24 protein-coding genes are annotated in these 23,107 nt (G+C 50.4%); 19 read left to right on the top strand and 5 right to left on the bottom strand.

Annotation, left to right across the window (positions count from 1 at the left end; genetic code table 11):
• Nucleotides 1-15 precede the first annotated feature (15 nt).
• The 4 genes from ETR37_RS01390 (at nt 16) to ETR37_RS01405 (ending at nt 4,252) form a co-directional block, all read left to right on the top strand.
• On the top strand, nt 16-795 hold the full coding sequence (locus ETR37_RS01390) for a hypothetical protein (RefSeq protein WP_020753631.1): 780 nt from the start codon (nt 16-18) through the stop codon (nt 793-795).
• Nucleotides 788-2,281 carry a hypothetical protein gene (locus ETR37_RS01395; RefSeq protein ID WP_020753630.1) on the top strand — a complete coding sequence of 498 codons (1,494 nt, stop codon included), beginning with the start codon at nt 788-790 and terminating at the stop codon, nt 2,279-2,281. Before ETR37_RS01390 ends, ETR37_RS01395 begins: the two co-directional genes overlap by 8 nt.
• A gap of 15 nt (nt 2,282-2,296) precedes the next feature.
• On the top strand, nt 2,297-2,938 hold the full coding sequence (locus ETR37_RS01400; protein WP_033004622.1) for an ABC transporter ATP-binding protein: 642 nt from the start codon (nt 2,297-2,299) through the stop codon (nt 2,936-2,938).
• A 195-nt stretch (nt 2,939-3,133) separates the two neighbouring features.
• Nucleotides 3,134-4,252, top strand: a complete 1,119-nt coding sequence (locus ETR37_RS01405) for a TIGR04053 family radical SAM/SPASM domain-containing protein (RefSeq protein WP_033004621.1) — start codon at nt 3,134-3,136, stop codon at nt 4,250-4,252.
• A 360-nt stretch (nt 4,253-4,612) separates the two neighbouring features.
• Here ETR37_RS01405 and ETR37_RS01410 read toward each other — a convergent pair whose 3' ends face one another.
• Nucleotides 4,613-5,362 carry an anti-sigma factor gene (locus ETR37_RS01410; RefSeq protein WP_205728134.1) on the bottom strand — a complete coding sequence of 250 codons (750 nt, stop codon included), beginning with the start codon at nt 5,360-5,362 and terminating at the stop codon, nt 4,613-4,615.
• Nucleotides 5,352-5,933, bottom strand: a complete 582-nt coding sequence (locus ETR37_RS01415; RefSeq protein ID WP_015374119.1) for a sigma-70 family RNA polymerase sigma factor — start codon at nt 5,931-5,933, stop codon at nt 5,352-5,354. Before ETR37_RS01415 ends, ETR37_RS01410 begins: the two co-directional genes overlap by 11 nt.
• Nucleotides 5,934-6,067: 134 nt before the next feature.
• Here ETR37_RS01415 and ETR37_RS01420 point away from each other — a divergent pair, with 134 nt between their 5' ends.
• The 5 genes from ETR37_RS01420 to ETR37_RS19695 all read left to right on the top strand — a co-directional run bounded on the left by ETR37_RS01420 (nt 6,068) and on the right by ETR37_RS19695 (nt 11,443).
• On the top strand, nt 6,068-7,234 hold the full coding sequence (locus ETR37_RS01420) for a COG1470 family protein (RefSeq protein ID WP_129446807.1): 1,167 nt from the start codon (nt 6,068-6,070) through the stop codon (nt 7,232-7,234).
• 2 nt (nt 7,235-7,236) lie between these two features.
• Nucleotides 7,237-8,193, top strand: a complete 957-nt coding sequence (locus tag ETR37_RS01425; RefSeq protein WP_129446808.1) for an ABC transporter ATP-binding protein — start codon at nt 7,237-7,239, stop codon at nt 8,191-8,193.
• Nucleotides 8,180-9,259, top strand: a complete 1,080-nt coding sequence (locus ETR37_RS01430) for an ABC transporter permease (protein WP_033004615.1) — start codon at nt 8,180-8,182, stop codon at nt 9,257-9,259. The genes ETR37_RS01425 and ETR37_RS01430 overlap by 14 nt, the downstream gene beginning before the upstream one ends.
• A gap of 279 nt (nt 9,260-9,538) precedes the next feature.
• Nucleotides 9,539-10,714, top strand: a complete 1,176-nt coding sequence (locus ETR37_RS01435; RefSeq protein ID WP_033004612.1) for an MFS transporter — start codon at nt 9,539-9,541, stop codon at nt 10,712-10,714.
• 243 nt (nt 10,715-10,957) lie between these two features.
• A complete protein-coding gene (locus tag ETR37_RS19695) occupies nt 10,958-11,443 on the top strand; it encodes a hypothetical protein (protein ID WP_223810875.1) in 486 nt (161 codons plus the stop codon).
• On the opposite strand, the gene ETR37_RS01445 is transcribed toward ETR37_RS19695, so the two are convergent.
• A complete protein-coding gene (locus ETR37_RS01445; RefSeq protein WP_015374125.1) occupies nt 11,383-12,081 on the bottom strand; it encodes a Crp/Fnr family transcriptional regulator in 699 nt (232 codons plus the stop codon). The genes ETR37_RS19695 and ETR37_RS01445 overlap by 61 nt on opposite strands.
• 229 nt (nt 12,082-12,310) lie before the next feature.
• On the opposite strand from ETR37_RS01445, the gene modB reads away from it, so the two are divergent.
• Complete coding sequence (gene modB, locus ETR37_RS01450) at nt 12,311-12,973, top strand: molybdate ABC transporter permease subunit (protein ID WP_020753617.1); 663 nt, start codon at nt 12,311-12,313, stop codon at nt 12,971-12,973.
• Between the two features lie 54 nt (nt 12,974-13,027).
• The gene (gene moaA / locus ETR37_RS01455; RefSeq protein WP_033004605.1) at nt 13,028-14,053 is read left to right on the top strand and encodes a GTP 3',8-cyclase MoaA; all 1,026 of its coding nucleotides are present in this window, start codon (nt 13,028-13,030) and stop codon (nt 14,051-14,053) included.
• Nucleotides 14,054-14,139: 86 nt separating this feature from the next.
• Here moaA and ric read toward each other — a convergent pair whose 3' ends face one another.
• Entirely contained in the window at nt 14,140-14,847 is a 708-nt protein-coding gene (gene ric, locus ETR37_RS01460; protein WP_129446809.1) for an iron-sulfur cluster repair di-iron protein, read from the bottom strand.
• Nucleotides 14,848-15,411: 564 nt separating this feature from the next.
• Here ric and ETR37_RS01465 point away from each other — a divergent pair.
• The 7 genes from ETR37_RS01465 (at nt 15,412) to ETR37_RS01495 (ending at nt 20,486) form a co-directional block, all read left to right on the top strand.
• Nucleotides 15,412-16,671 (top strand): molybdopterin molybdotransferase MoeA, encoded by a 1,260-nt coding sequence (locus ETR37_RS01465; protein ID WP_129446810.1) that lies wholly within the window; start codon nt 15,412-15,414, stop codon nt 16,669-16,671.
• Nucleotides 16,668-17,168 carry a molybdopterin-guanine dinucleotide biosynthesis protein B gene (gene mobB, locus ETR37_RS01470; protein ID WP_015374130.1) on the top strand — a complete coding sequence of 167 codons (501 nt, stop codon included), beginning with the start codon at nt 16,668-16,670 and terminating at the stop codon, nt 17,166-17,168. The genes ETR37_RS01465 and mobB overlap by 4 nt, the downstream gene beginning before the upstream one ends.
• Nucleotides 17,165-17,632 (top strand): molybdenum cofactor biosynthesis protein MoaE, encoded by a 468-nt coding sequence (locus ETR37_RS01475; RefSeq protein WP_015374131.1) that lies wholly within the window; start codon nt 17,165-17,167, stop codon nt 17,630-17,632. The genes mobB and ETR37_RS01475 overlap by 4 nt, the downstream gene beginning before the upstream one ends.
• A complete protein-coding gene (moaD, locus tag ETR37_RS01480) occupies nt 17,629-17,859 on the top strand; it encodes a molybdopterin converting factor subunit 1 (RefSeq protein WP_060787886.1) in 231 nt (76 codons plus the stop codon). The genes ETR37_RS01475 and moaD overlap by 4 nt, the downstream gene beginning before the upstream one ends.
• Nucleotides 17,860-17,864: 5 nt before the next feature.
• Nucleotides 17,865-18,593, top strand: a complete 729-nt coding sequence (locus ETR37_RS01485; protein WP_129446811.1) for a YwiC-like family protein — start codon at nt 17,865-17,867, stop codon at nt 18,591-18,593.
• Between the two features lie 789 nt (nt 18,594-19,382).
• Nucleotides 19,383-20,117: a DUF6426 family protein gene (locus ETR37_RS01490; protein ID WP_020279624.1), complete on the top strand. Its 735-nt coding sequence runs from the start codon at nt 19,383-19,385 to the stop codon at nt 20,115-20,117.
• 114 nt (nt 20,118-20,231) lie between these two features.
• On the top strand, nt 20,232-20,486 hold the full coding sequence (locus ETR37_RS01495; RefSeq protein WP_060787888.1) for a hypothetical protein: 255 nt from the start codon (nt 20,232-20,234) through the stop codon (nt 20,484-20,486).
• A gap of 566 nt (nt 20,487-21,052) precedes the next feature.
• On the opposite strand, the gene ETR37_RS01500 is transcribed toward ETR37_RS01495, so the two are convergent.
• Nucleotides 21,053-21,739 carry a Crp/Fnr family transcriptional regulator gene (locus ETR37_RS01500; RefSeq protein WP_129446812.1) on the bottom strand — a complete coding sequence of 229 codons (687 nt, stop codon included), beginning with the start codon at nt 21,737-21,739 and terminating at the stop codon, nt 21,053-21,055.
• Nucleotides 21,740-22,062: 323 nt separating this feature from the next.
• Between ETR37_RS01500 and argC the strand changes: the two genes are divergently transcribed.
• Complete coding sequence (gene argC / locus ETR37_RS01505) at nt 22,063-23,097, top strand: N-acetyl-gamma-glutamyl-phosphate reductase (protein WP_129446813.1); 1,035 nt, start codon at nt 22,063-22,065, stop codon at nt 23,095-23,097.
• Nucleotides 23,098-23,107 lie beyond the last annotated feature (10 nt).

Consider the following 23,107-nt stretch of genomic DNA (forward strand, 5'->3'; position numbering starts at 1 on the left):
GAAAGGGTGTAAAGCATGTTGGGGCATCAAGTGAAAGTGGAATTTGTGAGAGTCTTTACGTGGCGTCAGTGCATTGTTTGGGCTGCATTGGTGTTGGTTCTGCCTGTCATCCAATTTATGCTAATCAAGGATGGCTACGTTTACTATAGGCAATTGGATCTTTTTCTCCGCTTGAATTCGAATTTTGTGCCGCTGTTGTTTCCCATTATCATGGTTCTTGTGTATTCGATTTCCTTCCCAAGTGAACAAAAAAACCATTTTATCCCATATGTACGTATCCGCATCCCTTTGACGACTTACTTCTTGAGCAAATTGATCGTCAATGCGATTCTATCTTTTTTGATTGCCTTTTTGATCGTATTCGTCCCTTTTATATTTTCTATGTATATTGAACCTTATTTAGGAATTGTTCGTTTCTATCCAACTAATGGGAATCCTATCCCTTATACAACGTTTGAGCAGTTGCTTGTCCTTGGCACGCTGCCATATGGAGTTCTTTACTCACTATGGGTAGGGCTGAATGGAATGATGTATGCGACAATGGGATTATTGCTCGTCATGATTTTGGAGAAGCCTTTTATAGCGCTTTCCATTCCATTTGTTTATTACTTGTTGGGAAACTTTATTACTCAAGTTTTGGGGTATGACCAATTTTCCCCTACCTTTACGATTTTTCCTTTCAGTATATCGCAACAACCTTTATGGACAGTATTCGTGCCATTCCTCTTCTTATGTTTTGTGGTGATGGTATTGATGTTCTATTTAAAGGAAAGGTTGCATAAGCACCATGACTAGGGTAGTAAACAAATGGAAGGATTTTGTGGATGAACTATTGGCATTCAAATGGATTCTCTTCGGAGTAGTGATTTACATATATGGATTAAGTGCTAAAGAGCATATGTATGTTGCTTCGTTGCAAACAAAATTATTGTTGAATAAATGGGATTTGTTGCATAAGTTTTTTGGTGATATTTACCTTATCTTATATTTTATCTTGCCGGTCTTTCTATACCGTTCTATTTCAATTATGATGTCTGATTTTGATTATGCAGTTTTGATACGGTTGGGTTCTTATCGAAGTTGGGTGTATGCGACACTAGTTCGATTGATGCAAAGTGCCAGCATATCGATAATCGTTTGGGGAGCAGTGAGCCTCGTTTTGTCAATCGGCGCCCCTTCTTTTGCTGGCTGGAGTCCGTTTAGTAGGCTGAATGCTTCTCTAAGCGAAACGCAAATATTGCAAAAATTTATAAACAGTCCCATTTTAGCGTTGGTGTTGCATTTAGCTTTGCTTGTTTTCAGTGTCAGCTGTATTCACCTTGTTTTGGCCATCCTTTATGTAAAGTGGAAAAACAAGGACATTGTCGTGTTTGTTGCGGTGTTCATATGGGTGTATGGCGTAGTGTCATTTAAACTTCTTTCTCCTCATTCCCTGTTTAATTTGTGCCATTACTTGATTTTGCATTCGGGGGTTGCTCAGTTCAGCAATATATGGGGATCGTTTTCGGTGGTTATAGGATGGATGATCCTGCTCATATGGATTGTCAATCGACTGGATTTGAATGTGAAAGGGTACAATTGGAAATATACCGCTTTTATTGTCTTGGTTGTTCTAGCATTATGGTCTGGAATGCGAGAGAACGTGGGACAAACTGTTTGGGACCAGTTTCTTTTCATGTTTATAGGCGGTTCCAAACAAGCGTTTTATTTCAAGTCGTTTTTATGTTATTGGGTTCTTTATTTTGGGGTCATCTATTTGGTCCAATTGCATTTGCAGACGGAATTGTCGGAAATGGGGTATTACAAGTTAGTACGTTATCAGTCGATCAGCCGATGGTTTTGGGCGTGGTATCATAAGATCATGCTATACATTGGATTATATTTATTCGCTTTAGCATTGCTCGCTTTGTTCATTTTGTCGTTGAAACGTTTTTCTTTTGATTTCCATGTTTCTATTGACCGTTCAGTTACATTGCTTGATATGTTTTATCATTTTTTGGTCAACGGCTACCTTCAAGTTTCGTTTTATGTCCTATTTGTGTTTCTGATCTCTTGGCTGAGCAAAGAAACATTTTATAGTTTCGTAGGGATCGCTATACTTTCATTTTTTATGTTCCCGGGTTTTAATAACTGGGGGATTATTCCATCTGGATTGAATAGCATGGCGTATTTATTGACAAATGATTCGATTTACCGCATCAGCACCGTTCTATTCTTATGGAATGTTTTCGCCATTGTTTTCTTGCTGTATGTCTTTTCCAAACAAGATCTCGATTTCTAAAAAGGAGTGAGTAAGTTGCCGCATATCCTGTTAGATCAAGTCAGTAAATCATTTAAAGGAGCAACGATTTTTGAAAACGTGAATTTTGCAGTGGAAAAGGGGAAAATTTATGGAATTATTGGTCCTAACGGTTCAGGAAAGTCTGTCTTATTCAAACTCATATGTGGATTTCTATTCCCTAATCACGGTAGGGTGATCGTGGACGGGGAAGAGTTGGGGGTCAATAAACGATTTCCCAGTGATTTTGGAATTATCATTGATCGGCCTGGATATATAGCGGGAAAGACAGGGTTTGATAATCTAAAAGCATTGGCTCTCATTCGAAACAAAATCAGTGATGACAAAATAAAGCAAACGATGAGGTTGGTCGGTTTAGATCCAGAATCGACGCAAAAGGTCAAACATTACTCACTTGGAATGAAACAAAAGCTTGCTATTGCTCAAGCCATTATGGAGGATCAACAAACGCTTATTTTAGATGAACCATTCAATGCTTTAGATGCTGACAGCGTTGAAAATATCCGAAACTTGCTTCGGAAATTCAAGGAAGAAGGGAGGACGATTTTGCTCACTAGCCATAATCAAGAGGATATTGATGTTCTTTGTGATGAAGTGTACAGAATCAATCGTTTCAGACTTGAAAAAGTAAAAAAGTAGAACGCGATGTTATAAGCTCACATTCATATATAAATTGAAATAAAGGTCTCCTCCATTTTGGCTGACCACAGTTTCGGAGTTTCAGTTGAGCTAATCGAAAGATAAGATGGAATTAGCGTTGAGGTCTAAATGTGATCCATATCACATAACGCGCCTGAATGTTGCGGTACAATGGAGGCCAAGGAGGGGGCCGCCATGCGCGATTTTAATGAAAATCCGTTTATTGTGATTTGGGAATTGACGAGAGCTTGTCAACTCAAGTGCCTTCATTGCCGCGCCGAAGCGCAATACCATCGCGATCCGCGCGAGTTGACGTTTGAGGAAGGGAAAAAACTGATCGATGAGATTTACGAGATGGATCAGCCGATGCTCGTCTTTACGGGCGGCGATCCGCTCATGCGCCCGGATGTGTACGATTTAGCGAAATATGCGATCGATAAAGGATTGCGCGTGTCCATGACGCCGAGCGCGACGCCGAACGTGACGAAAGAGGCGATCCGCAAAGCAAAAGAGGTCGGCCTGTCGCGCTGGGCGTTTAGCCTTGACGGGCCAAACGCCGAGATTCACGACCATTTCCGCGGCGTGAGCGGCTCGTTTGATTTGACGATCCGTGCGATTCACTACTTGCATGAGCTCGACATTCCCGTGCAAATCAACACCGTCATTTCGCGATACAACGTTCATGTGCTTGACGAGATGGCGGCGTTGGTGGAGAAGCTGAAATGCGTCCTTTGGAGCGTCTTTTTCCTTGTGCCGACAGGCAGGGGAAAAGAGGAGGATATGATTTCCCCCATCGAGCATGAGCGGGTGTTCCGCTGGCTGTATGAGACGAGCAAGCGCGTCCCGTTTGACATCAAAACAACGGCGGGTCAGCATTACCGCCGCGTCGTGCTGCAGGCGAAAATGCGTGAAGGAAAAGCGGCAAAAGGCGGCATCCGTTACGAAGACGTGTTGAACAAAGGCTTAACCGGACAAGTCGACGGGCTCGGCCGCGCGCCGAAAGGAGTAAACGACGGCAACGGCTTTGTTTTTATCTCCCATATCGGCGATGTCTACCCAAGCGGGCTGCTGCCGGTGAAGGCAGGGAACGTCCGGGAAACGCCGCTGGCGGACATTTACCGACACTCGCCGATTTTCCAAGACTTGCGCAATCCGGACAAATATAAAGGAAAATGCGGCGTCTGCGAGTTCCGATATGTGTGCGGCGGCTCACGCTCGCGGGCGTACGCGGTGACGGGAGACTATTTGGAAAGCGAGCCGTATTGTGTTTACATTCCAAAGGCGCTGCGGACAAAAGAGCGAAGCCAACGGTAAGAGAGCGGTGAAAAACGGCCGCTTAAAATGACGGCGCTGCGGCGTTCGTGAGACGGTTGCCCGGGCGCATGCGGCGGACGTTGGTGATGTGTCCAAAACATACGGGGAAGGAGCAGGCGCCCTTCCCCGTTTTTATCATCCTGAACCGAGAAGATCCCCCACTTCCACGCGTGAGCGTAAGTGGGGGATGAATCGGGATTTGCCGTCACTCTTCCTCTTGCTTCCACAGAACAGAAGGGGTAAAGAAACGTGGGACGCACGGGGATGGCTTGGTGGACAGCCTGCTGTGGGGCGGGTGTTCCCAAGAATCTCCCACCTCAAAGCTCAAGCGTAGGTGGGAGAGCGTTCAATGTTGAAATATCATTCGTGGTCCAAATCGACAATAAATGTCTCCGGCCCGGTCGGCGCCGCGCTTCCTCCCTTTGGTTCGAGGCTCGCTTTAATTTGCTTGAACTGTTTGACATCCTCGCCGGTGATCAAAATGCGCGCCGCTCCGTGGCGGATCGTCAACAGCTCCCCTTTGACCTCGTTGTTGGTGTAAATGATCCACAATTGATAATCGCGAGTCGCAAACGGCGGCAACCCTTCAATTTCCATCAGCATTTCCTTCGTATCGTTATTGAGCCAAATCGTGCCGTCCATCTGTTGAAAGAGCGCCGATGGTTCAATCGGAATTTGTTTCGTTTTGGGATTACGGATGATTCGCTCAATTGGAATGTCGGTATGTTGTTTGACAATCTGGTATCGATATGGCTCATCCGATCCGCCATGGGAAGCGGTCGGCCCGTCGTTCGAAGCGGAAAGGCACAAGGCGAAAAGGAAGACGGCCAAAGCGGCGCCGATCCATCCCGAAGCGATGCGGACCTTTCGCTGCGCGCGCGCTGTTTGTCTTTGCGCTTCCGCTTGTGCCCAAATTCGCTCTTTGTGAGAAAGGGGCGATGCTTCATATTGGGCTGCCTCTTTAAGCCCCATGTCTTTCCACGCTTCAAGCAGGCGTTGGCATTCAAGGCAGTACTTAAGATGGTTGGACACGTCTTCTTTTTCTTGTTCTGGCAGCATCCCTAACAGCCAGTCCACGATTTTTGCTTCCGAAATATGGCTATGCTTCATGCTGTTCTTCACCTCTGCCAGCTTCCATCCAGTGGAACAACTCTTTTTGTTTCCGCAAATTGCGCAAGCCGTAGCGGATGAGCGACTTGACGGAGCCTAACGGTTTGTTCATCGCGGCGGCGATTTCCCGCTGGGTTTCCCCGTGAAAGTAAAAGTGAATGATCGCTTGCCGCTGCTCCTCGGGGAGATGGGCTAACGCATCGAGGATGACTTGTTGTTCCAGTTGGCGGAGAAAGTAGAATTCCGCCCCCTTTTCTTTTAAAGCCGCTTCCTCAAGGCGGCTCACTAGCAAATCCCGTTTCTTGCGCAGGCGGTCGAGCGACCGGCTTTTCGTTTTCACGGCAAGAAAGGCTTGAACGCTTCCCCGCTTCGGATCAAATTGGTGCGGTTTTTGCAAGATTTCGAGAAACACATCGTGGCTGACATCTTCCGCCTCCACCTCGTTGCCGACGATTCGAAGAGCGATATGATAGACCATCGGAGCGTATTTTTCGTAAAAACGGTCAAAGGCGGCGCGCGAGCCTTCGGCGATCTTCTCGAGCAGTTCCATGTCTTCCCGTCGATCTTCCATCTTGCCCACCTCCCGACACATGCTTGATGGAATTGTTGCCCCTACTGCATCTATTCTACAATTTCATTTTTCTCCTGCAAAACAAATCCATTGATCCATTTCTGGCGTATACGAAGTGAAAACAGAAGGAGGGAGTGAACGTCGTGCGAAGCAGGGTCATCATGATGTTCGCCATGATCTTGACGCTCTTTTCGCTTCTTCTTCCGATCCGCCCGGCAGCGGCGGCAAGCGGTGTTGTTCTCTTCACGCCATACACCGGGCTTTCCGTGACGCCGGGGGAAACAATCGACTATACGGTCAATGTCATCAACAACGGTTCCAACATTGAAAACGTCACCTTCTCGTTTGACCACCTGCCGAAAGGATGGTCGACTTCGATTACCGCTGAGGGGAGAACGATTGAGCAGCTGTCCGTCCGAGGCGGAAAAGAAGAACAGGTCACGTTGGAAGTGACCGTGCCGCTGGATGCCGACAAAGGGGATTATCGTTTTTCCCTTGTCGCGAAAGGGGAAAGCGGCGTCTCCAAATTGCCCTTGCTTGTCCGCGTGACGGAACAAGGATCGTTTAAAACGGAACTGACGTCGGAACAAACGAACCTCGAGGGGCACGCGGATTCGAGCTTCACGTATGATGTCACGCTGAAAAACCGAACCGCCAAGACGCAAAATTACGCGTTAAGTTCGGCGGCGGAAAAAGGTTGGCAAGTCACGTTCAAATCGGAAGGCAATTCCGTTACGTCGGTGAAACTCGAGCCGAATGAATCAAGAGACATTACCATAGAGATCAAACCGCCGGAAAATGTGAAAGCGGGCACGTACAAAATCCCGATCAAAGCGCAAACGAGCGATACGTCGGCTGAGCTGACGTTAGAAGCGGTCATTACGGGCACGTATGCGCTCAAACTGACGACGCCGTCAGGAAACTTAAGCACCGATGTGACGGCGGGGCATGAACGGGTGATCGATCTTGTCGTCAAAAACACCGGAAGCGCCCCGCTTTTGAACATCAATATGACGGCTGACGCTCCGCCTGATTGGGAAGTGGAATTCGATCAAAGCACGATCGCCCAGCTGGACCCGGGTGATTCCAAAACAGTCAAGGCGAAAGTGAAAGCGTCGGATGAAGCGATCGCTGGGGATTATGTCGTCAACTTCCAGGCGCAAACGGCGGAAACGTCGGCGGAGGCGGCGTTCCGCGTCTCTGTCAAAACGTCAACGCTTTGGGGGATTGTCGCCCTGTTGATCATTGCAGGGGTGGCTGGAGGGCTGTACTATTTGATCAAAACATACGGGAGGAGGTAAGCATGGCAGCACCCGCCGTCATCGAGCTTGACAATTTGTGCAAAACGTATGGCGACCACCGAGCAGTTGACCATTTGACGCTTTCGATTCAAAAAGGGGAAATTTTTGGCCTCCTTGGCCCGAACGGGGCGGGGAAAACGACGACGATTTTGATGATGCTCGGGCTCACCGAACCGACGTCCGGTTCGGTGAGGGTATGCGGGATCGATCCGGTGCGAAACCCGATTGAGGTGAAACGGAAAGTCGGGTACTTGCCGGATGATGTCGGCTTTTACCATCACATGACAGGCTTGGAGAACTTGTTGTATACGGCGGCGTTAAACGGCATTCCCCGCGCCGAGGCGGAAAAGCGGGCGTGGGAGCTGCTTGAGAAGGTGAAGTTGACCGATGCCGCCCATAAAAAAGCGGGAACATATTCACGCGGGATGCGGCAGCGGCTCGGTTTGGCCGATGTGTTGATGAAACGGCCGGAAGTGATCATTTTGGATGAGCCGACGTTGGGCATCGATCCTGAGGGAGTGCGAGAGCTGCTTCGCCTGATCCGCAATTTGAGCCGCCATGAAGGCATCACCGTTCTATTGTCCTCGCACCAATTGCACCATGTGCAGCAAATTTGCGACCGGGTCGGCTTGTTCGTGGGCGGCCGGTTGTTGGCCGAAGGGAATATCGAGCGCCTGGCGCAACAGCTGTTTTTGCAGGATGCCTATGTCATCCATGTGGTCGCTTCACCGCTTGACGCTTCCTTACGGTCCAAAATCGAGGCGATTCCGGGCGTCAACAAAGTCGAGCAAACGGAAAATGGATGGGATGTGTATTGCCAAACGGATGTGAGCGCCGCCATCAGCCAGACGATCATCGAAGCCGGATCTTCGCTGTTCCATCTCAGCCGGCGGGATTTTGGACTTGATGAGATTTATCACCGCTATTTTGAAGGGAGGGATGTACGTGAGGGCGAGTAACGAAGGACGATGGGCAAACGATGTTTTTTCATATGTGAAAAGATGGAGCGAACGGCTGAAGGCGGGTGCGCTTGATGAGAAGAAACGGGCAAGAGGGGCAAACAGCGCCTTTTCGGCCATGGTCAAAAAAGAACTGGCCGATTATTTGACGAGTTGGCGCATGATCATTTTAATCGCCCTCATCTTGCTCACTTGCTTCGGCTCGCTGTATACGGCGATGACGACGATCCGGGACGCGTTGGATTCCTCGGAAGAGGCCAAGGAAATCGCGAAAGGCGCCTACTTGTTTCTAAAATTATTCACCGTCTCGGACGGAACGTTGCCTTCGTTTCTGACGTTTGTCAGCTTTCTCGGGCCGCTGCTCGGCATCGCTCTTGGATTTGACGCCATCAATTCGGAGCGGAGCCGGGGGACGTTAAGCCGGCTCATGGCCCAGCCGATTCCGCGCGATTATGTGATCAATGGCAAGTTTGTCGCGGCTCTTTTATTGAACGCTGTGTTGTTTTTCTCTCTCGGTCTGCTTGTGACGGCATTGGGCATTTTGATCTTGGGCATTCCACCCACGTTCGAGGAATTTGCCCGCATCATATGCTTTTTGTTGTTATGTCTTGTGTATATCGCCTTTTGGCTGAATCTCGGCATTTTGTTTTCTGTTGTCTTCCGCCAGGCGGCGACATCCGCGTTGTCGTCGATGGCCGTTTGGCTGTTTTTCAATCTCTTCTACTCGATGATTGTGGAAGTGTTTGCGAAACCGTTTTTGCAGTCTGACGCCATTACGTCCGTCGAGCAGGCGGTCGGCCGTCAAGAGTTGGTGCTTGGTCTCATGAGATTGTCGCCGAGCTACTTGTTCAATGAATCAACAACCGCCTTGCTTTCGCCGGACGTCCGAACGCTAGGGATCGTCACGGTGGAGCAAACGGCCGGCGCTGTTGCGGCCCCCTTGCCATTCTCGCAAAGTTTGCTGCTTATTTGGCCGCAGGCGACCGCGCTCATTGCCGCCACTCTCATCTGCTTTGCGATCGCGTATTGGTTGTTTATGAGGCAGGAGATACGGGCGAGTGGGTGAGAAAACAAGTTGTTTGCCGTAGACGGGGCGGAAGAGATGTGTGCGCCCAACAGCGTTTCTTATCGTTCGTATGTGAAAAACGTTCTGCCAAATCGTGTCCGTTCCTTTTGGGGACGGGCTTTTTCTTTTTTTGGATGTGACAAAACCGTGACAACGCTTGTGGCAAAATGGTGACAACAGGCAAGAATGTGATCAACCTCACAAATCCGTTTCCTTCTCCTGCGTATGATGGAAGTACAAACAACGTCACAAATTTTGAAAGTTTGGGAGGGGCTTTTCATGAATAAACAAAAGGCGCTGCTGCCGATTACGACGTTCGCCATGATGTTTTCATTCGCTGTGTGGGCCGTGTTTTCGCCGCTTGCGAGTACGTTTCAACAAATGTACGGGCTGACATCGACGCAAAAAAGCATTTTGGTCGCCATTCCGGTGCTGCTTGGCTCGATCATGCGTTTGCCGCTTGGCATTTGGACGGACCAGATCGGCGGGCGCAGGCTGTTTTCGCTGCTGCTCTTGTTTCTTGTCATTCCGCTTGTTGGCGCAGGGTTTGCAGATTCGTATGCGATGCTTCTGTTTTGGGCGTTTTTCATCGGCATGGCCGGAACGTCGTTCGCCATTTCGGTGACGTTCGTTTCCCGCTTGACTCCGCCGGAAAAGCAAGGGACGGCGCTTGGGATTAACGCGATGGGCAACTTCGGCACGGCGGTTGCTGCGTTTTCCGTTCCATCGATTGCCGCAGCGTTTGGTGTGCCTTGGGCTTTTTGGAGGATGATCATTCCGGTTGTCGTCATGCTCGTTCTCGTTTGGTTTTTCACACCGGATATGCCGAAACCGAAACAACAAAAAACGGTGCGTGAATCGCTGTCGGTATTGAAATATAAACATACGTGGACGTTGTCGCTCTTTTACTTCGTTACGTTCGGGGCGTTTGTCGCTTTTGGCATTTACTTGCCGTCGCTGCTCGTTGACTTGTATGGGTTGACGCCGGTGGATGCTGGGATGCGCGCGGCTGGGTTTACTGTACTCGCTACGCTTGCGCGGCCAGTCGGCGGCTATCTTGGCGATAAAATCGGCGCTGAACGGGTGTTGACGTTCGTCTACGCTGGAATGACAATCGGCGCGTTGGTGATCGCGTTTGGAATGGAAAATATTTGGGTGATGACAGCGGCTTGTTTGTTTGTGGCCGTGATGTCTGGGCTGGGCAACGGTGCGGTGTTCAAACTCGTGCCGCAGCTGTTCCCAGCCGAAACGGGCGCCGTCACCGGCCTTGTCGGGGCCTGGGGCGGACTTGGCGGCTTTTTTCCGCCGATTGTCATGGGGATCATGAAAGATGCAACAGGTTCGTACGTGCTCGGTTTTCTGCTCCTTAGCTTGTTTACCCTTATTTGCTTCTTGCTGAACCGGCTCGTATTTGGCAAAAAAGCCGGCGAACCGGCGAAGCGGTTCGCTTCTTGAATGGAATACCGTATAGAGAGGCTGAAAGCTTGTTCGCTTTTAGCCTCTTTTTTTATTTGGGCGTGTTTTTCTGTTATTCAATGTGAGTATGCGTTTCACTATTGTTACATGATTAAAATATATTGCTCATTATTTCACAAATCATTCAAACATGGCTGTCTGTTGGTGATACAAATCACCAGGGAAGAAGTGAAAATGCCGTACGTTAAAGGTGTAAATCAAATCATCTAAGGGGGGAGAACGATGAAACAAAGGATGTCTTCGTTATTGTCCGTCGCGTTGGCCGCTTCGCTTTTGGCCGCATGCAGCAACGGGGGAGGAGGAGAGGCAAAGGCGGAACATAAAAATGGAACAACGGCCTCTGCGCAACGGTCTGCTGAAAACGTGTTAGCCGCCCACCAAGGCGTCAACCAAGCGCCGGTGTCGTTAAAAATGGAGCGGATCGGTCCGCATGACGTCCGCATTGAAATGACGGCGCAAATCACTGACATTGAAATTGACAAAGGGAAAACGCATTATACGGCGGTGAAAAGAAACAGAAGTGATTCGCATCACAACCGACAAGAAAAAAAGAGCGTCCGGCGTGCCGAGAACAACGGCCGGTCGGGCGCTTTTTTCATCAGTGTCCTGAGACGGCTCGATCCGTTTTGTTGTCCTTGGCGTTTTGCTCACTCAATGCAGCAAATATCCGCCGGGCAATCTTCACATTGGATTTCCGCTTTCAAATAGTTTAAATCATGAACCGTAATTTTCCCCCGCTTCATCGAGATAATCCCTTCCTGTTTTAAGGCGTTGAGCATCCGATTGACGCTTTCGCGCGTCGTGCCGCAAAAGTTGGCTAAATCTTGGTTTTTCAATGTGACATCAATAAAAATGCTTCCGTCCTCAAGCGGGACGCCATAACTGTTGCAAAGGCGAATGAGCGTCGAGTAAAGCGCTCCTTTTTTGCCGTTCATGATCAAATCGCGAAACTTTGTCTGTGTCCGCCGGGCATGCTTGCTGATCCAGCGCATATATTCAAGGGTAAGGGGCGGATTGATCAGCAGCTGCTGTTCCAGTTCCTCTTTGTTTATGACTGCCGCTTCGCCTGGCTCTATTACCTTGGCCGTCAACAAGTAGCGTGCATCGTTCGTAAACAGCGTCAATTCACCAACGATTTCCCCGCTTCCGCAAATGCGGAAGCACATTTCTTTTCCGTCCGGACAAATTTTGCTCACTTGCACTTTGCCGGAAAGAATCAAGTACAGCTCATTGGCCGGCATCCCTTCTTGGAACAAAAAGGAGTGCTTGCGAAGTGGAATCACTTTTTTCGACGATTGCAACAAAGAACGTAAATGGGGAAAATATCCATTCACTGCAGCTTCCATTGATAGCACCTCCATTCATTCAGCTATTTCTATTGTAAAAATCATCACAGCGAGAGAGAGTGAAAAAAATCACCGGTTGCGACTTTCTCTGAGAGGCGTCACAATTTTTTCTAAATTGGTTTTTCCTTTTTCNNTTTTCTATGTTACAATGTGAGTAGCATAGCATCACAGCATTCTACTGTTTGTTTTCGTATGGTAAAAGGGAGACGGAACAGAGAGAGGTTCGTCGATGGAAGAGTTTTGGTCACCGGTTTGGTTATCGATAAACGTATCGCTTCTTGCCGGCGTGATCGTCGCAATCCTTGGAACAGCGGCAGCAAGGTGGATGGCGCGCCGCCGGTTTCGCGGCAAGACAGTGGTGGAGACGGTGTTTATGCTGCCGCTTGTATTGCCGCCGTCGGTCGTCGGGTTTTTGCTCGTTGTCTTGTTTGGGCGTCATAGCCTAATCGGACAGCTGGTGGAAAGGTGGTTTCACACAACGATATTGTTTACGCCCGGCGCGGCGGTGATGGCGGCGGTTGTTGTGTCGTTTCCGCTCATGTATCAGGCGGCCAAAGCGGGGCTGGAGGCCGTCGACCCCGCCATTGAAGGAGCGGCGCGCATCGACGGGGCGAACGAGCGCCAAGTGTTTTGGCATATTTCGCTGCCGCTGGCCAAACACGCGTTATTCTCCGGAGCGGTGCTGTCGTTTGCCCGCAGCCTCGGGGAGTTCGGCGCAACGCTCATGTTTGCCGGAAACATCCCGGGAAAAACGCAGACGATTCCGACTGCCGTCTATATGGCGATGGAGTCGGGGCGGATGGAGCTGGCGTGGGCATGGGTGGCGGTCACGATTGGATTGTCATTTAGTTTATTGTCCTGTGCGGCGAAACTAGGCCGTTGGCAGCGATAAGGAGAAGGCCGTTGGAATATCACGCGGCCCATGAAAGGGAAAGGAGGGAGCGCCATGGAAGAGCGCGACCGGATGAAGATCACCGACCGCCTCGCCCGCCCGCTTCGTGATTTGCGGCTGTCGGTCATCGACCAATGCAATTTTCGCTGCGTCTACTGCATGCCCGCTGAAGTGTTCGGGCCGAATTTTCGCTTTTTGGCGGAAGACCAGCTGTTGACGGTTGAGGAAATGGCGCTTTTAGCGGAATGTTTCGTCGAGCTTGGCGTTGAAAAAATCCGCCTGACTGGCGGCGAGCCGCTGCTTCGGCGCGACCTCGATGCGCTCATTGAGCGGCTGTCCATGATTCCCGGCTTGCGGGACGTTGCCCTTACGACGAACGGCATCCATTTGGTGAAATGGGCGAAACGGCTGAAAGCGGCTGGGTTGAAGCGCGTTAACGTCAGCTTGGATGCGCTTGATGATGACATTTTCCGCAAAATGAACGGCATCGGCGTCGGCGTCGCTCCGGTGTTGAAAGGCATTGAAGCAGCGCGCGAGGCGGGGCTTGGCGTCAAAGTGAACATGGTGGTCAAAAAAGGATGGAACGATTCACAAATCGTGCCGATGGCGGCTTATTTTAAAGACTTGGGCATCCCGCTCCGCTTTATTGAATTCATGGATGTCGGCACGACGAACGGCTGGGATTACTCCCATGTCGTGACGAAAAAAGAGATGTACGAGCAAATCAACGCGATGCATCCGCTCGAGCCGGTCGAACACGAGTACTTCGGGGAGGTGGCGAGCCGCTACCGCTACGTCGGCACGGACGTGGAAGTCGGCTTTATCGCCTCGGTGACGGAAGCGTTTTGTCAAAGCTGCACACGAGCGCGCATTTCCGCAGACGGAAAGCTGTATACGTGTTTATTTGCCTCGAAAGGCGTGTCGTTGAAAGACAAACTGCGCGCCGGGGCAGGGAAAGAGGAGCTGAAGGAGCTCATTACAGCCGTCTGGAACCGGCGGACGGACCGCTATTCGGAAGAACGGACGGCGGAGACGGCGAAACAACGGCCGAAAATTGAAATGTCGTATATTGGAGGGTGAAAAAAACGGGAGCGCTCTTTCCGTAGAAGAAGCGATCCCGTTTTTGGTTTATGTTTTCGGAAGTGCGAATCGGCGTCTTTCTTCCTTTAAACCTTCACCGCCGCCAACACGCGCGGGAAGAGGATGTTGTTTTCCAAATGGATGTGGGTAAACAAATCGTCTTCGAGCGCCGCGAGTCGGTTGTAGACGAGCCGGTACGTGCCGCACGCGTCTTCCGGCGGGGTGAAGTCGTTGGTGATGTCGCGAATGTCTTTGATGAGATCGCCAGCGGCGTCATGCTCATGGACGAGTTCACGAACGGCCTGCTCGACCGCCTCCCGGTTTTCCGGCGACGGGTTGTCGGCAAATTGCAAAATGAGCGGGAACGCTCCCGTTTCCTCTTTAATGAGATGCTGCTCGAGTTCTGTTTTTAACTCATGAAACAGTTTATGCACGCGGGAAAGATGCGGATGGTGCATGCCGTGCACGCGCAACACTTTCGTGACATACGGGCTGAGTTGCGGCAGTTCCTCGTTCAAATAGCGGTGGTGCGTGTTGATGATATGCTCGATCAAGTCGGCTAGCGGCGCTTCACTCCAGTTTCCGGTTGGCTTGTTTTGCGCTTCGTTATACAAGGTGTTCAGCTGGTGAAGGAGCGCTTCGCCGTCCAGTCCGCGCTCTTCGATGGCCTCTTTTAACGGGCGCTGCCCGCCGCAGCAAAAATCAATCCGCCGCGCTTTAAACAAATCCGCTGCTTTCGGAAAGACCGTGACAATATCACCAATCAACGATTGTTCGGTAAACTGCTGTTCCATTTCGGATCCCTCCATCACCAAATCGTTACAGCTTCAGCATACCTTGTTTTGGACGCCAACGTTGTGACACATCTCACACAAACGAAAAAGTGGACAACTAAGGAAATGTGATGAACATCACAACAGTGGCTCCCTTCTTTCCTGTACAATAAAACGGACGATATAAATTGGCTCTTCACCAAAAGTGGTACTTGATTTTTTCTGAACATACTCTATTTACGCTTGTGAGGGAAAATCAACAAATCAGTGATTTTTGCACATCTTTGTGCAGGAAACCGTATTGCTTGTCAAGTACATGTTGTGGTGAAGAGCCTATAAATTGTGAATGTGCTGCATAGAAGATGTGAACGGCCGAAAAAAGAGGAGGAGTCAGCATGTGGCTGCTGGCCAAGGCAAGCCGCTGGGAGGAAGAAAAAGATGATTTTGCAACATATTGATGATGCCAGCGTCGTTGATGAAAAATTGGACAAAACCATTAAGCAGCTGCAAGATTGGAAATCATTGTGATAAAACGATAAAATGGGCTTAGTGAAGTGAATGAGGGAAAGAAAGGGGAGAACACCGTTGGTCGAAAGACGAACCCCCATTCCCGTAGCGGAAGCCATCACCCGGGTGATGCGTTACGCTGGGAGAGGAGAAGAGGAGATCGTGCCGCTTCGCCAGTCGTACGGCCGCTATTTGGCCGAAGATTTGCGCGCCGATCATGACGTGCCGCCGTTTGACCGCTCGCCGTATGACGGATTTGCCATTCGCGCCGCGGATTCGGAAGGAGCGGGACTTGACCATCCGGTCGAGTTTGAAGTGATCGAAACGATTGGCGCCGGGCAAGTGGCGAAGCAGCCGGTCGGCCCGTTTCAAGCGGTGCGCCTGATGACCGGAGCGCAAATTCCCGACGGGTGCGATGCCGTCGTCATGCTCGAGCTCGCCAAACAGTACGAGCGGGATGGAAAAACGTATATGTCGATTAAGCGCTCGTTCCGCCCTGGCGACAACATTTCATTTCAAGGGGAAGACGCGAAAAAAGGGCAGCCGCTTATCGAAAAAGGGACGCGCATCAATCCCGGGGTGGCGGCGCTCTTGGCGACGTTCGGCTACGCCGAAGTGAAGGTGGCGAAAAAGCCCCGGATTGGCATTTTTGCGACCGGCAGCGAACTGCTCGACGTCTCTGAACCGCTTGTGCCGGGAAAAATCCGCAACAGCAACGCCTACATGATCGAGGCGCAGGTGTTCAAAAGCGGCGCCGAGCCGATTTATTTCGGCCAGTTGGCCGACGACCTCGATGCGTGTTTTCACGCTGTGCGCCAGGCGCTCGATCAAGTGGACATGCTCATTACGACCGGCGGCGTCTCGGTCGGGGATTTCGATTATTTGCCCGCCATTTACAAGCGGCTCGGAGCGAACGTGTTGTTTAACAAAATCGCCATGCGCCCGGGGAGCGTGACGACCGTCGCCGAGATTGATGGCAAGCTGCTGTTCGGTCTATCCGGAAACCCGTCGGCGTGCTACGTCGGGTATGAGCTGTTCGTCCGCCCGGTCGTGCGCACGCGGCTGTTTTCGGCCAAGCCGTATTTGAAAAAAGCGAAAGCCACCCTTGGCGCCGAGTTTCCGAAGCCGAACCCGTTCACCCGCTTCGTGCGCAGCCGGGTCGAGGCGGTTGACGGTCGGCTTGTCGTGAAGCCGGTCGGCATGGACAAATCGAACATCGTCACTTCGCTCGCGGCAGCGAACGCCTTAATGGTGCTGCCGGGCGGAACGCGGGGGTTTGCGGCCGGCGATGAGGTCGACGTGTGGCTTTTGAATGACGATGAGGGATCAAGCGAATGAACGTCTGGCAAGTCGTCGGCTATAAACATAGCGGCAAGACGACGTTGATGGAAAAATGGGTGGCGGCCGCGGTCCGGGAAGGATGGCGCGTCGGGACGGTGAAGCATCACGGCCATGGCGGCGAACCCGCGCGGCCCGAAGGCGTCGATTCCGTCCGCCACGAGCGGGCGGGGGCGTCGGCGACAGCGGTCGAAGGTGGCGGGCTGTTGCAGCTGCATCTCCGCCGTCCGCTATGGCGGCTGGATGACGTGTTGGCGCTTTATGCGCCGCTTCAGCTCGATCTCGTGTTGGTTGAAGGCTACAAACAAGAGCGGCATCCGAAAGTCGTGCTTGTGCGCTCCGCGAAAGATTGGGCGTCGCTCCAGCACCTCGCCGACATCCGCGCCGTCATCGCCTGGGAGCCGCTTCCCGAACCGCTGTCACACCCGGTGTTTTTGCTGGCGGACGATGATGAATATATTCCATGGCTCATAAATGAGGTGAGAACGCGAACATGACAGAACCGTTGTTTGTCATTACCGACCGGCCGATTTCGGTCGAGGATGTGATGAAAAAAGTGATGCGTCCGGAAGCGGGGGCGGTCGCTGTCTTTGCCGGCACGGTGCGCGAATGGACGAACGGCAAGCGGACGCTCTTTTTGCAATATGAGGCGTATGTGTCGATGGCCGAGAAAATGCTCGCGCAAATCGGGGCGGAAATTGCGGAGAAATGGCCAGGGGCGAAAACCGCCATCACCCACCGGATCGGGCGGCTTAAGATCGGCGACATCGCCGTCGTCATCGCTGTTTCCTCGCCGCACCGCGCCGAAGCGTATGAGGCGAACCGCTATGCCATTGAGCGGATCAAACAAATCGTGCCGATTTGGAAAAAAGAGCAATGGGAGGACGGAAGCGCCTGGGTGGGCGACCAGCTTGAAACAACGGCGTATCCGTCCGGAAAACCGGAGGTGAAAGAGGAATGATCCGCCTTTTATTTTTCGCGCATTTAGGCGAACAAATCGGTGAGCGGGAAGTGATGTGGCCGCACGTTCCGGAAACGGTGAAACAACTGAAAGACGAAGTGGAAGAGCGCTATGGCGTCTCGCTCGGGCGCGTCATGACAGCGGTTAACGAGGAGTATGTCCGCGACGAAGCGCCGCTTCACGCCGGCGACACGGTCGCCTTTATTCCACCGGTAAGCGGAGGATGAGACGGATGGCGAACAAAAGCAAATGGGTGATGCCAAAACAACACGGCGCCTGGGCGATGCTCATCATCCCGTTTTGGCTCGGAGCGTACGCCGGTGGGCTTTCGCGGATTCACGCGCCGCTCTTTGTCGCCTGGCTTGCGCTCTATTTGGCAACGTATCCGCTCTTGATGGCGGTGAAAACGAAGCGGAAAGAGCCGTACGTGCCCGCTGCCGTTCGCTATGGCGCCATCGCCGCGCCGGCCCTGGCCGTTTCCCTTTGGCAGCGGCCGACCCTTGTTCTCTTCGGATTGGCGATGATCCCGTTTTTCCTAGTAAACACCTACTACAGCAAGAAAAAGAATGAGCGCGCCTTTTGGAATGATGCAGCCGCCATCGCGGCGTTTTGCATCGGCGGCCTCGCCGCCTTTTACGCCGGACGCGGGGCGTTGACGATCAAAGCGTTTGAACTCGCCCTGTTTTCCTTCCTCTTTTTCATCGGCAGCACGTTTTACGTCAAGACGATGATTCGGGAAAAGAAAAATGAACGGTACAAATGGCTGTCATGGGGCTACCACGCCTTGTTGATCGTCGGCCTCATCGCCATCGGCGAGCCGTTCGCTGTTTTGGCCTACGCCCCGAGCGTCATTCGCGCCGTCTACTTATACGGCAAGTCGCTGCCGATCATGAAACTCGGCATGCTGGAAATCGCCAACGCGGCGTACTTTTTCATCGCGATGATCGTGCTCTACTCTTGAGCGAACCCCAAACGGGAGGCATCCATGACCGTTTGGGGTTTTTTCTTTTGGTTAGGCGGTATTGCTTTTTCACTGCACAAGCATGATGTGAAATGGGCATGAATTCCTTGTAACGGTTTTGCAAAGGGTCGTTTCAAAAGCCTACCTCTTCTTCTATGCTCGTTCTCAAATAAATAAAAATTAGAACATGTCGATTCACTTCAAGTAGACATTCGCTAAGTGTTCGGCTTCCCAGTGGTTCGCGTGGAAGTCACTCAACATGAGTGGGAAATCAATTGTTTTCAATATTCTGGCAATCCTAGTGGTGTCGAAAGCCCTTACGAGACTTCCTTAATGTTGATTTCACCGCTAACATTATGGCCAGGATCTCGTCAGTGCTTTCTCTTTTGTCACTAAATCACAAAATTTGGTGATGAGCCAAAAAACAACTCGATAAAGCTTAAAAATCTTACTTTATGCGACAAAGAAACAAACAATTCAAATTTTTATTGATAATTTTAGTAAAGGCGAAATATAATCTAATTGTAAAATAAAGGTTAAAAAAAGGGGGCGAATAGTTGCCGTCAAAATGTTTCGCGCTTAGAAGGATGGTGAAAAACGAGAATGGCCTGCAAATCGATGGCATTTCATCAGAAAAGAAAGCCGATTCGGCCGCGTTTTTCGAATTGAAAGAGAGCAGGAATCAGCCATATTTTGCGCTAAATCACCAGCCCTTTAGAGATAGTGGGCAGATCGCGTTGCTTGGTTGCTTTTGGAGGACATCATTTTTGTAATTGGAGAGAGGTTATAATGATAAAAGATCTTCTCAAATCAATCCTTTCTTTTTCGTTAGTTTTCGGTCTGTTGCTGGGTGGCAGTATCATCGCTTCTGCCGAAGAAGGGACTTCAAATGCAGGATGTTCACTCAGTAGCAAGACGAATGTGACAGTAAATGGGTTTTTAGATAGAGCGAAAGAATCGAGTGTGATCGTATCTCAAAGCGGGAACAAGGTGATTGAAATAACAGACCTAGAATTTCTTAAAAGATTAGAAACTTCTGTTCCTGGACCAAAAGGGAAAAAACTAGTTGGGGTTTCAATCGCATACACTCAAGCACAAGAGTCATCCCTTCCAGGGGATCGTCCTGTGGTGACTCCACAATTAGGAACGGGTTATTATCTAAAAAACATTACTACTAGTGAAGCATGTGGAACAGAAATAATAAGACAATCTACTTTTAAAGGACCATCAACAGCTACCATGTCTATAAAACAAGGGGTTTCTGCCACATGGTCATCGAACACAAATATAAGCGCTGAAACAGTTTCGGCAGCGTTGGGATTTAACGTAACAAAATCTTATGAAGTTACAGACACTTATCAAATTCAAGTTCCAGCAGGAAAAACCTATACCATAATAGCTAGACCGTATTACAAAGTTTATAACTTTGAAGTTTGGTACGACCCACTTATTGGATGGGATTCTAAAGTAGGGTATGGATATGCCGCTAAGCCTGTAGGGGTATGTTTTTATTACTATGAGTAATGTTCTGTGTTCTGTTATTTATAGTAATATTGAAGCAAGTTTCCTGATGGAACTTGCTTCTGTTTTTGTGTTTCGTTTAAGCATAACGGATAGTTATAAAAAGGAGGATGCAAAATGAATATTTTAAAAAGCCCAAACAAAATGAAGTTTGTTTCACTCGTTCTTTCTCTCATCGGATTGTGGTTGATGTTAAATAGTCCTGAATTAGGGAGTCGTTCTGCTTCATCCTGGGTTCGATCCATGGGGGGATCTGTGGATTCTCAAGAATATTTGCAAATGTTAAAAGAATATATAAGCACTTATAAAACGATGGGGGGGATTTTTTTGTTTGTGGGCTTGTTTTCTTTTCTTAACAATCATCATCAGTAAACATCGTATTTGCCTGCAGGGCAACGAGAGGTCTGTATTTGCGCATTTTTTGTTATCTTTTTTAACATCTTTTCGAAAGAAGTCTCCCACCGCAAGGAACGCGAAGGGTGTAACTCAGTGAGTAGGTGGGAGATGAATGTCGGTTGGCGTTAGCCAACGAATAGGATAGAATATGGTTAGAACGGACACCTTCCGAACGAAGGGAAGCGTAAAGGGTTCTTGTGTGTGGCTTACCGTTCGGCGAACGCACACAAGTCGCTTGAAGCCCCCACCTCTCAGCGAAGCGTAGGTGGTGGGTAGTTCACTGGAGACGATGGCCGTCTGAGTTGGATGGATCGGGATATGGTGAAGTAAGGTGCGGTGTGAATGATTGCTCCGAAAAGAGCAAAAGGGGCTGACTCAAAAGCCCCCTTTTTGGTGAAATTTAACCGAAGTATGTGAAAGAGACCACCTCTGAAACCCTTGGTTTTACCGGGTTTTTCGTGGTGGCCTGTTTTTCCATGTCGCCCTAAATAGGAACATTACCGCTCTTTTCGGTCAGCTCCTTTTTTTGCCGCACTTGCCCGTCAGTCAATGCGGCACAGCTCGGGCGGGCAGCCTTCGCAGGCGATTTCGTCGCGCAAATATTGCAAGTTGTGGACGCAAATTTTTCCTTTTTCCACGGAGATGACGCCTTTTTTCCGCAAATCGCCGAGCATGCGGTTGACGACTTCACGGGAGGTGCCGCAAAAGTTGGCGAGCTCTTGGTTCGTCAGCGGCACGTCGATCAAAATGCCGTCTTCCTTCATCACGCCGTAGCTGTTGCACAGACGGATGAGCGTTGAATAGAGCGCTCCTTTTTTGCCGTGCAAAATGAGGTCGCGGAATTTCGTCTGCGTTTTGCGGAAATGGAGGCTCATCCACTTCATCAACTCGATCGCCAGCGTCGGATTGTTGGCGAGCTCTTGTTCGAGCCTTTCGCGCGGAATGGCGGAAACGACGCTGTCTTCGAGCGCTTTCGCCGTCAGCATGTAGCGGGCGCCAGGGCAAAACAGCGTCAGCTCGCCGATCAAATCGCCCTCGCTGCAAATGCGCAGCGCGAGCTCCCGTCCGTCCATATCCATTTTGCTGATTTGGATTTTCCCCGATTGGATATAGTAAATATCGTCTGCTTTTTCCCCTTCTTGAAACAAGTACGTTCCCTTCTCAAGGCGAAGATCGCGCCCAAGCGGTGTAAGCCACTTCTGCCATTCACGAGATTCAATCTCGTTCATCCGATCACAACCTTACGTAAAATGTATCGCTATATAAAAGTGTACAGGAAAAAAGAGGGAAGTCAATATAAGGATAGTGGAAAGATTGAAAACTTGTTGAACATCGATGGAATCGTTTGTGAAAGTCTTTGCATCCCGAGGACATGAGGGCGATGGAGTCAAGGATGCACCTTGGCTGCCGGGACAAATCGGTATTCGTTTCTCATAGACGGAGGGAGGGGCAAGAAAAAAATCCTCGAAAATTATTAAATATACATTTGATTTTATTTTTATACAGTATTATAATGAGAACTACATGAGGCATACGGGTGAGGGGGAACATGATGAACGTAGCCATTATCGGGGCGACGGGGTACAGCGGCGCGGAGTTGTTCCGCTTGTTGCACGGGCATCCGCATGTGAGCCGCTGCGACGTTTTCTCGTCGTCGCAGGACGGGGTTCATGTATCGGAAAGTTTCCCGCACGTCGGTTCGGTCGATGGTGCGGTGTTGCATAAACTTGAAATCGAGGCGCTTTCCCGTTACGATGCGGTCTTTTTCGCCACGCCGCCCGGGGTGTCCGGGGAGTGGGCGCCGGCGCTTGTCGATCGGGGAGTGAAAGTGATCGATTTATCCGGGGATTTCCGTTTGAAAGACGGAGCGGTGTACGAACAATGGTACGGACGCGAGGCGGCGCCAGCGGAATATTTGCAAAAGGCGGTGTACGGGCTGACCGAGTGGAATCGGGAGGCGGTGCGCGAGGCCGTGCTCCTATCCAACCCGGGCTGTTATCCGACGGCGACGCTGCTTGGCTTGGCGCCGCTTGTCAAAGAAGGATTGATTAAGGAAGACTCGATCATCGTTGACGCCAAGTCCGGCGTATCGGGCGCGGGGCGGAAAGCAGGGCTTGGGACGCATTTTTCCGAAGTGAACGAAAACGTGAAAATTTATAAAGTGAACGTCCATCAGCACATTCCGGAAATTGAGCAAACGCTGCAAACGTGGAATGAAGCGATGGAGCCGATTACGTTCAGCACCCATTTGATTCCGATGACACGGGGCATTATGGCGACGATCTATGCGAAGGCGAAACAACCGATTTCGCCAAACGACTTGGTAGATTTATATAAAACAAGTTATGAAGGTTCGCCGTTTGTCCGCATCCGTCAACTTGGACAGTTTCCAGCGACAAAAGAAGTGTACGGCTCAAATTATTGCGACATCGGCCTCGCCTACGATGAACGGACGGGACGGGTGACGGTCGTGTCGGTGATCGACAACTTGATGAAAGGCGCTGCCGGGCAGGCGGTGCAAAACTTCAATTTGATGATGGGGTGGGATGAGGCTGAGGGCCTCCACTCCTTGCCGATCTATCCGTGAGGGAAGGGGA

It is taken from the genome of Geobacillus sp. PK12 (genome assembly GCF_004123125.1).
GTDB lineage: Bacteria > Bacillota > Bacilli > Bacillales > Anoxybacillaceae > Geobacillus > Geobacillus zalihae.

Excerpts from the sequence above, each read along its gene's own strand:
- ETR37_RS01390 (WP_020753631.1), top strand. The coding sequence starts at position 16 with ATGTTGGGGCATCAAGTGAAAGTGGAATTTGTGAGAGTCTTTACGTGG.
- ETR37_RS01395 (WP_020753630.1), top strand. The coding sequence starts at position 788 with ATGACTAGGGTAGTAAACAAATGGAAGGATTTTGTGGATGAACTATTG.
- ETR37_RS01405 (WP_033004621.1), top strand. The coding sequence starts at position 3,134 with ATGCGCGATTTTAATGAAAATCCGTTTATTGTGATTTGGGAATTGACG.
- ETR37_RS01410 (WP_205728134.1), bottom strand. The coding sequence starts at position 5,362 with ATGAAGCATAGCCATATTTCGGAAGCAAAAATCGTGGACTGGCTGTTA.
- ETR37_RS01415 (WP_015374119.1), bottom strand. The coding sequence starts at position 5,933 with ATGGAAGATCGACGGGAAGACATGGAACTGCTCGAGAAGATCGCCGAA.
- ETR37_RS01425 (WP_129446808.1), top strand. The coding sequence starts at position 7,237 with ATGGCAGCACCCGCCGTCATCGAGCTTGACAATTTGTGCAAAACGTAT.
- ETR37_RS01435 (WP_033004612.1), top strand. The coding sequence starts at position 9,539 with ATGAATAAACAAAAGGCGCTGCTGCCGATTACGACGTTCGCCATGATG.
- ETR37_RS19695 (WP_223810875.1), top strand. The coding sequence starts at position 10,958 with ATGAAACAAAGGATGTCTTCGTTATTGTCCGTCGCGTTGGCCGCTTCG.
- ETR37_RS01445 (WP_015374125.1), bottom strand. The coding sequence starts at position 12,081 with ATGGAAGCTGCAGTGAATGGATATTTTCCCCATTTACGTTCTTTGTTG.
- modB (WP_020753617.1), top strand. The coding sequence starts at position 12,311 with ATGGAAGAGTTTTGGTCACCGGTTTGGTTATCGATAAACGTATCGCTT.
- moaA (WP_033004605.1), top strand. The coding sequence starts at position 13,028 with ATGGAAGAGCGCGACCGGATGAAGATCACCGACCGCCTCGCCCGCCCG.
- ric (WP_129446809.1), bottom strand. The coding sequence starts at position 14,847 with ATGGAACAGCAGTTTACCGAACAATCGTTGATTGGTGATATTGTCACG.
- mobB (WP_015374130.1), top strand. The coding sequence starts at position 16,668 with ATGAACGTCTGGCAAGTCGTCGGCTATAAACATAGCGGCAAGACGACG.
- ETR37_RS01475 (WP_015374131.1), top strand. The coding sequence starts at position 17,165 with ATGACAGAACCGTTGTTTGTCATTACCGACCGGCCGATTTCGGTCGAG.
- moaD (WP_060787886.1), top strand. The coding sequence starts at position 17,629 with ATGATCCGCCTTTTATTTTTCGCGCATTTAGGCGAACAAATCGGTGAG.
- ETR37_RS01485 (WP_129446811.1), top strand. The coding sequence starts at position 17,865 with ATGGCGAACAAAAGCAAATGGGTGATGCCAAAACAACACGGCGCCTGG.
- ETR37_RS01490 (WP_020279624.1), top strand. The coding sequence starts at position 19,383 with ATGATAAAAGATCTTCTCAAATCAATCCTTTCTTTTTCGTTAGTTTTC.
- ETR37_RS01495 (WP_060787888.1), top strand. The coding sequence starts at position 20,232 with ATGAATATTTTAAAAAGCCCAAACAAAATGAAGTTTGTTTCACTCGTT.
- ETR37_RS01500 (WP_129446812.1), bottom strand. The coding sequence starts at position 21,739 with ATGAACGAGATTGAATCTCGTGAATGGCAGAAGTGGCTTACACCGCTT.
- argC (WP_129446813.1), top strand. The coding sequence starts at position 22,063 with ATGAACGTAGCCATTATCGGGGCGACGGGGTACAGCGGCGCGGAGTTG.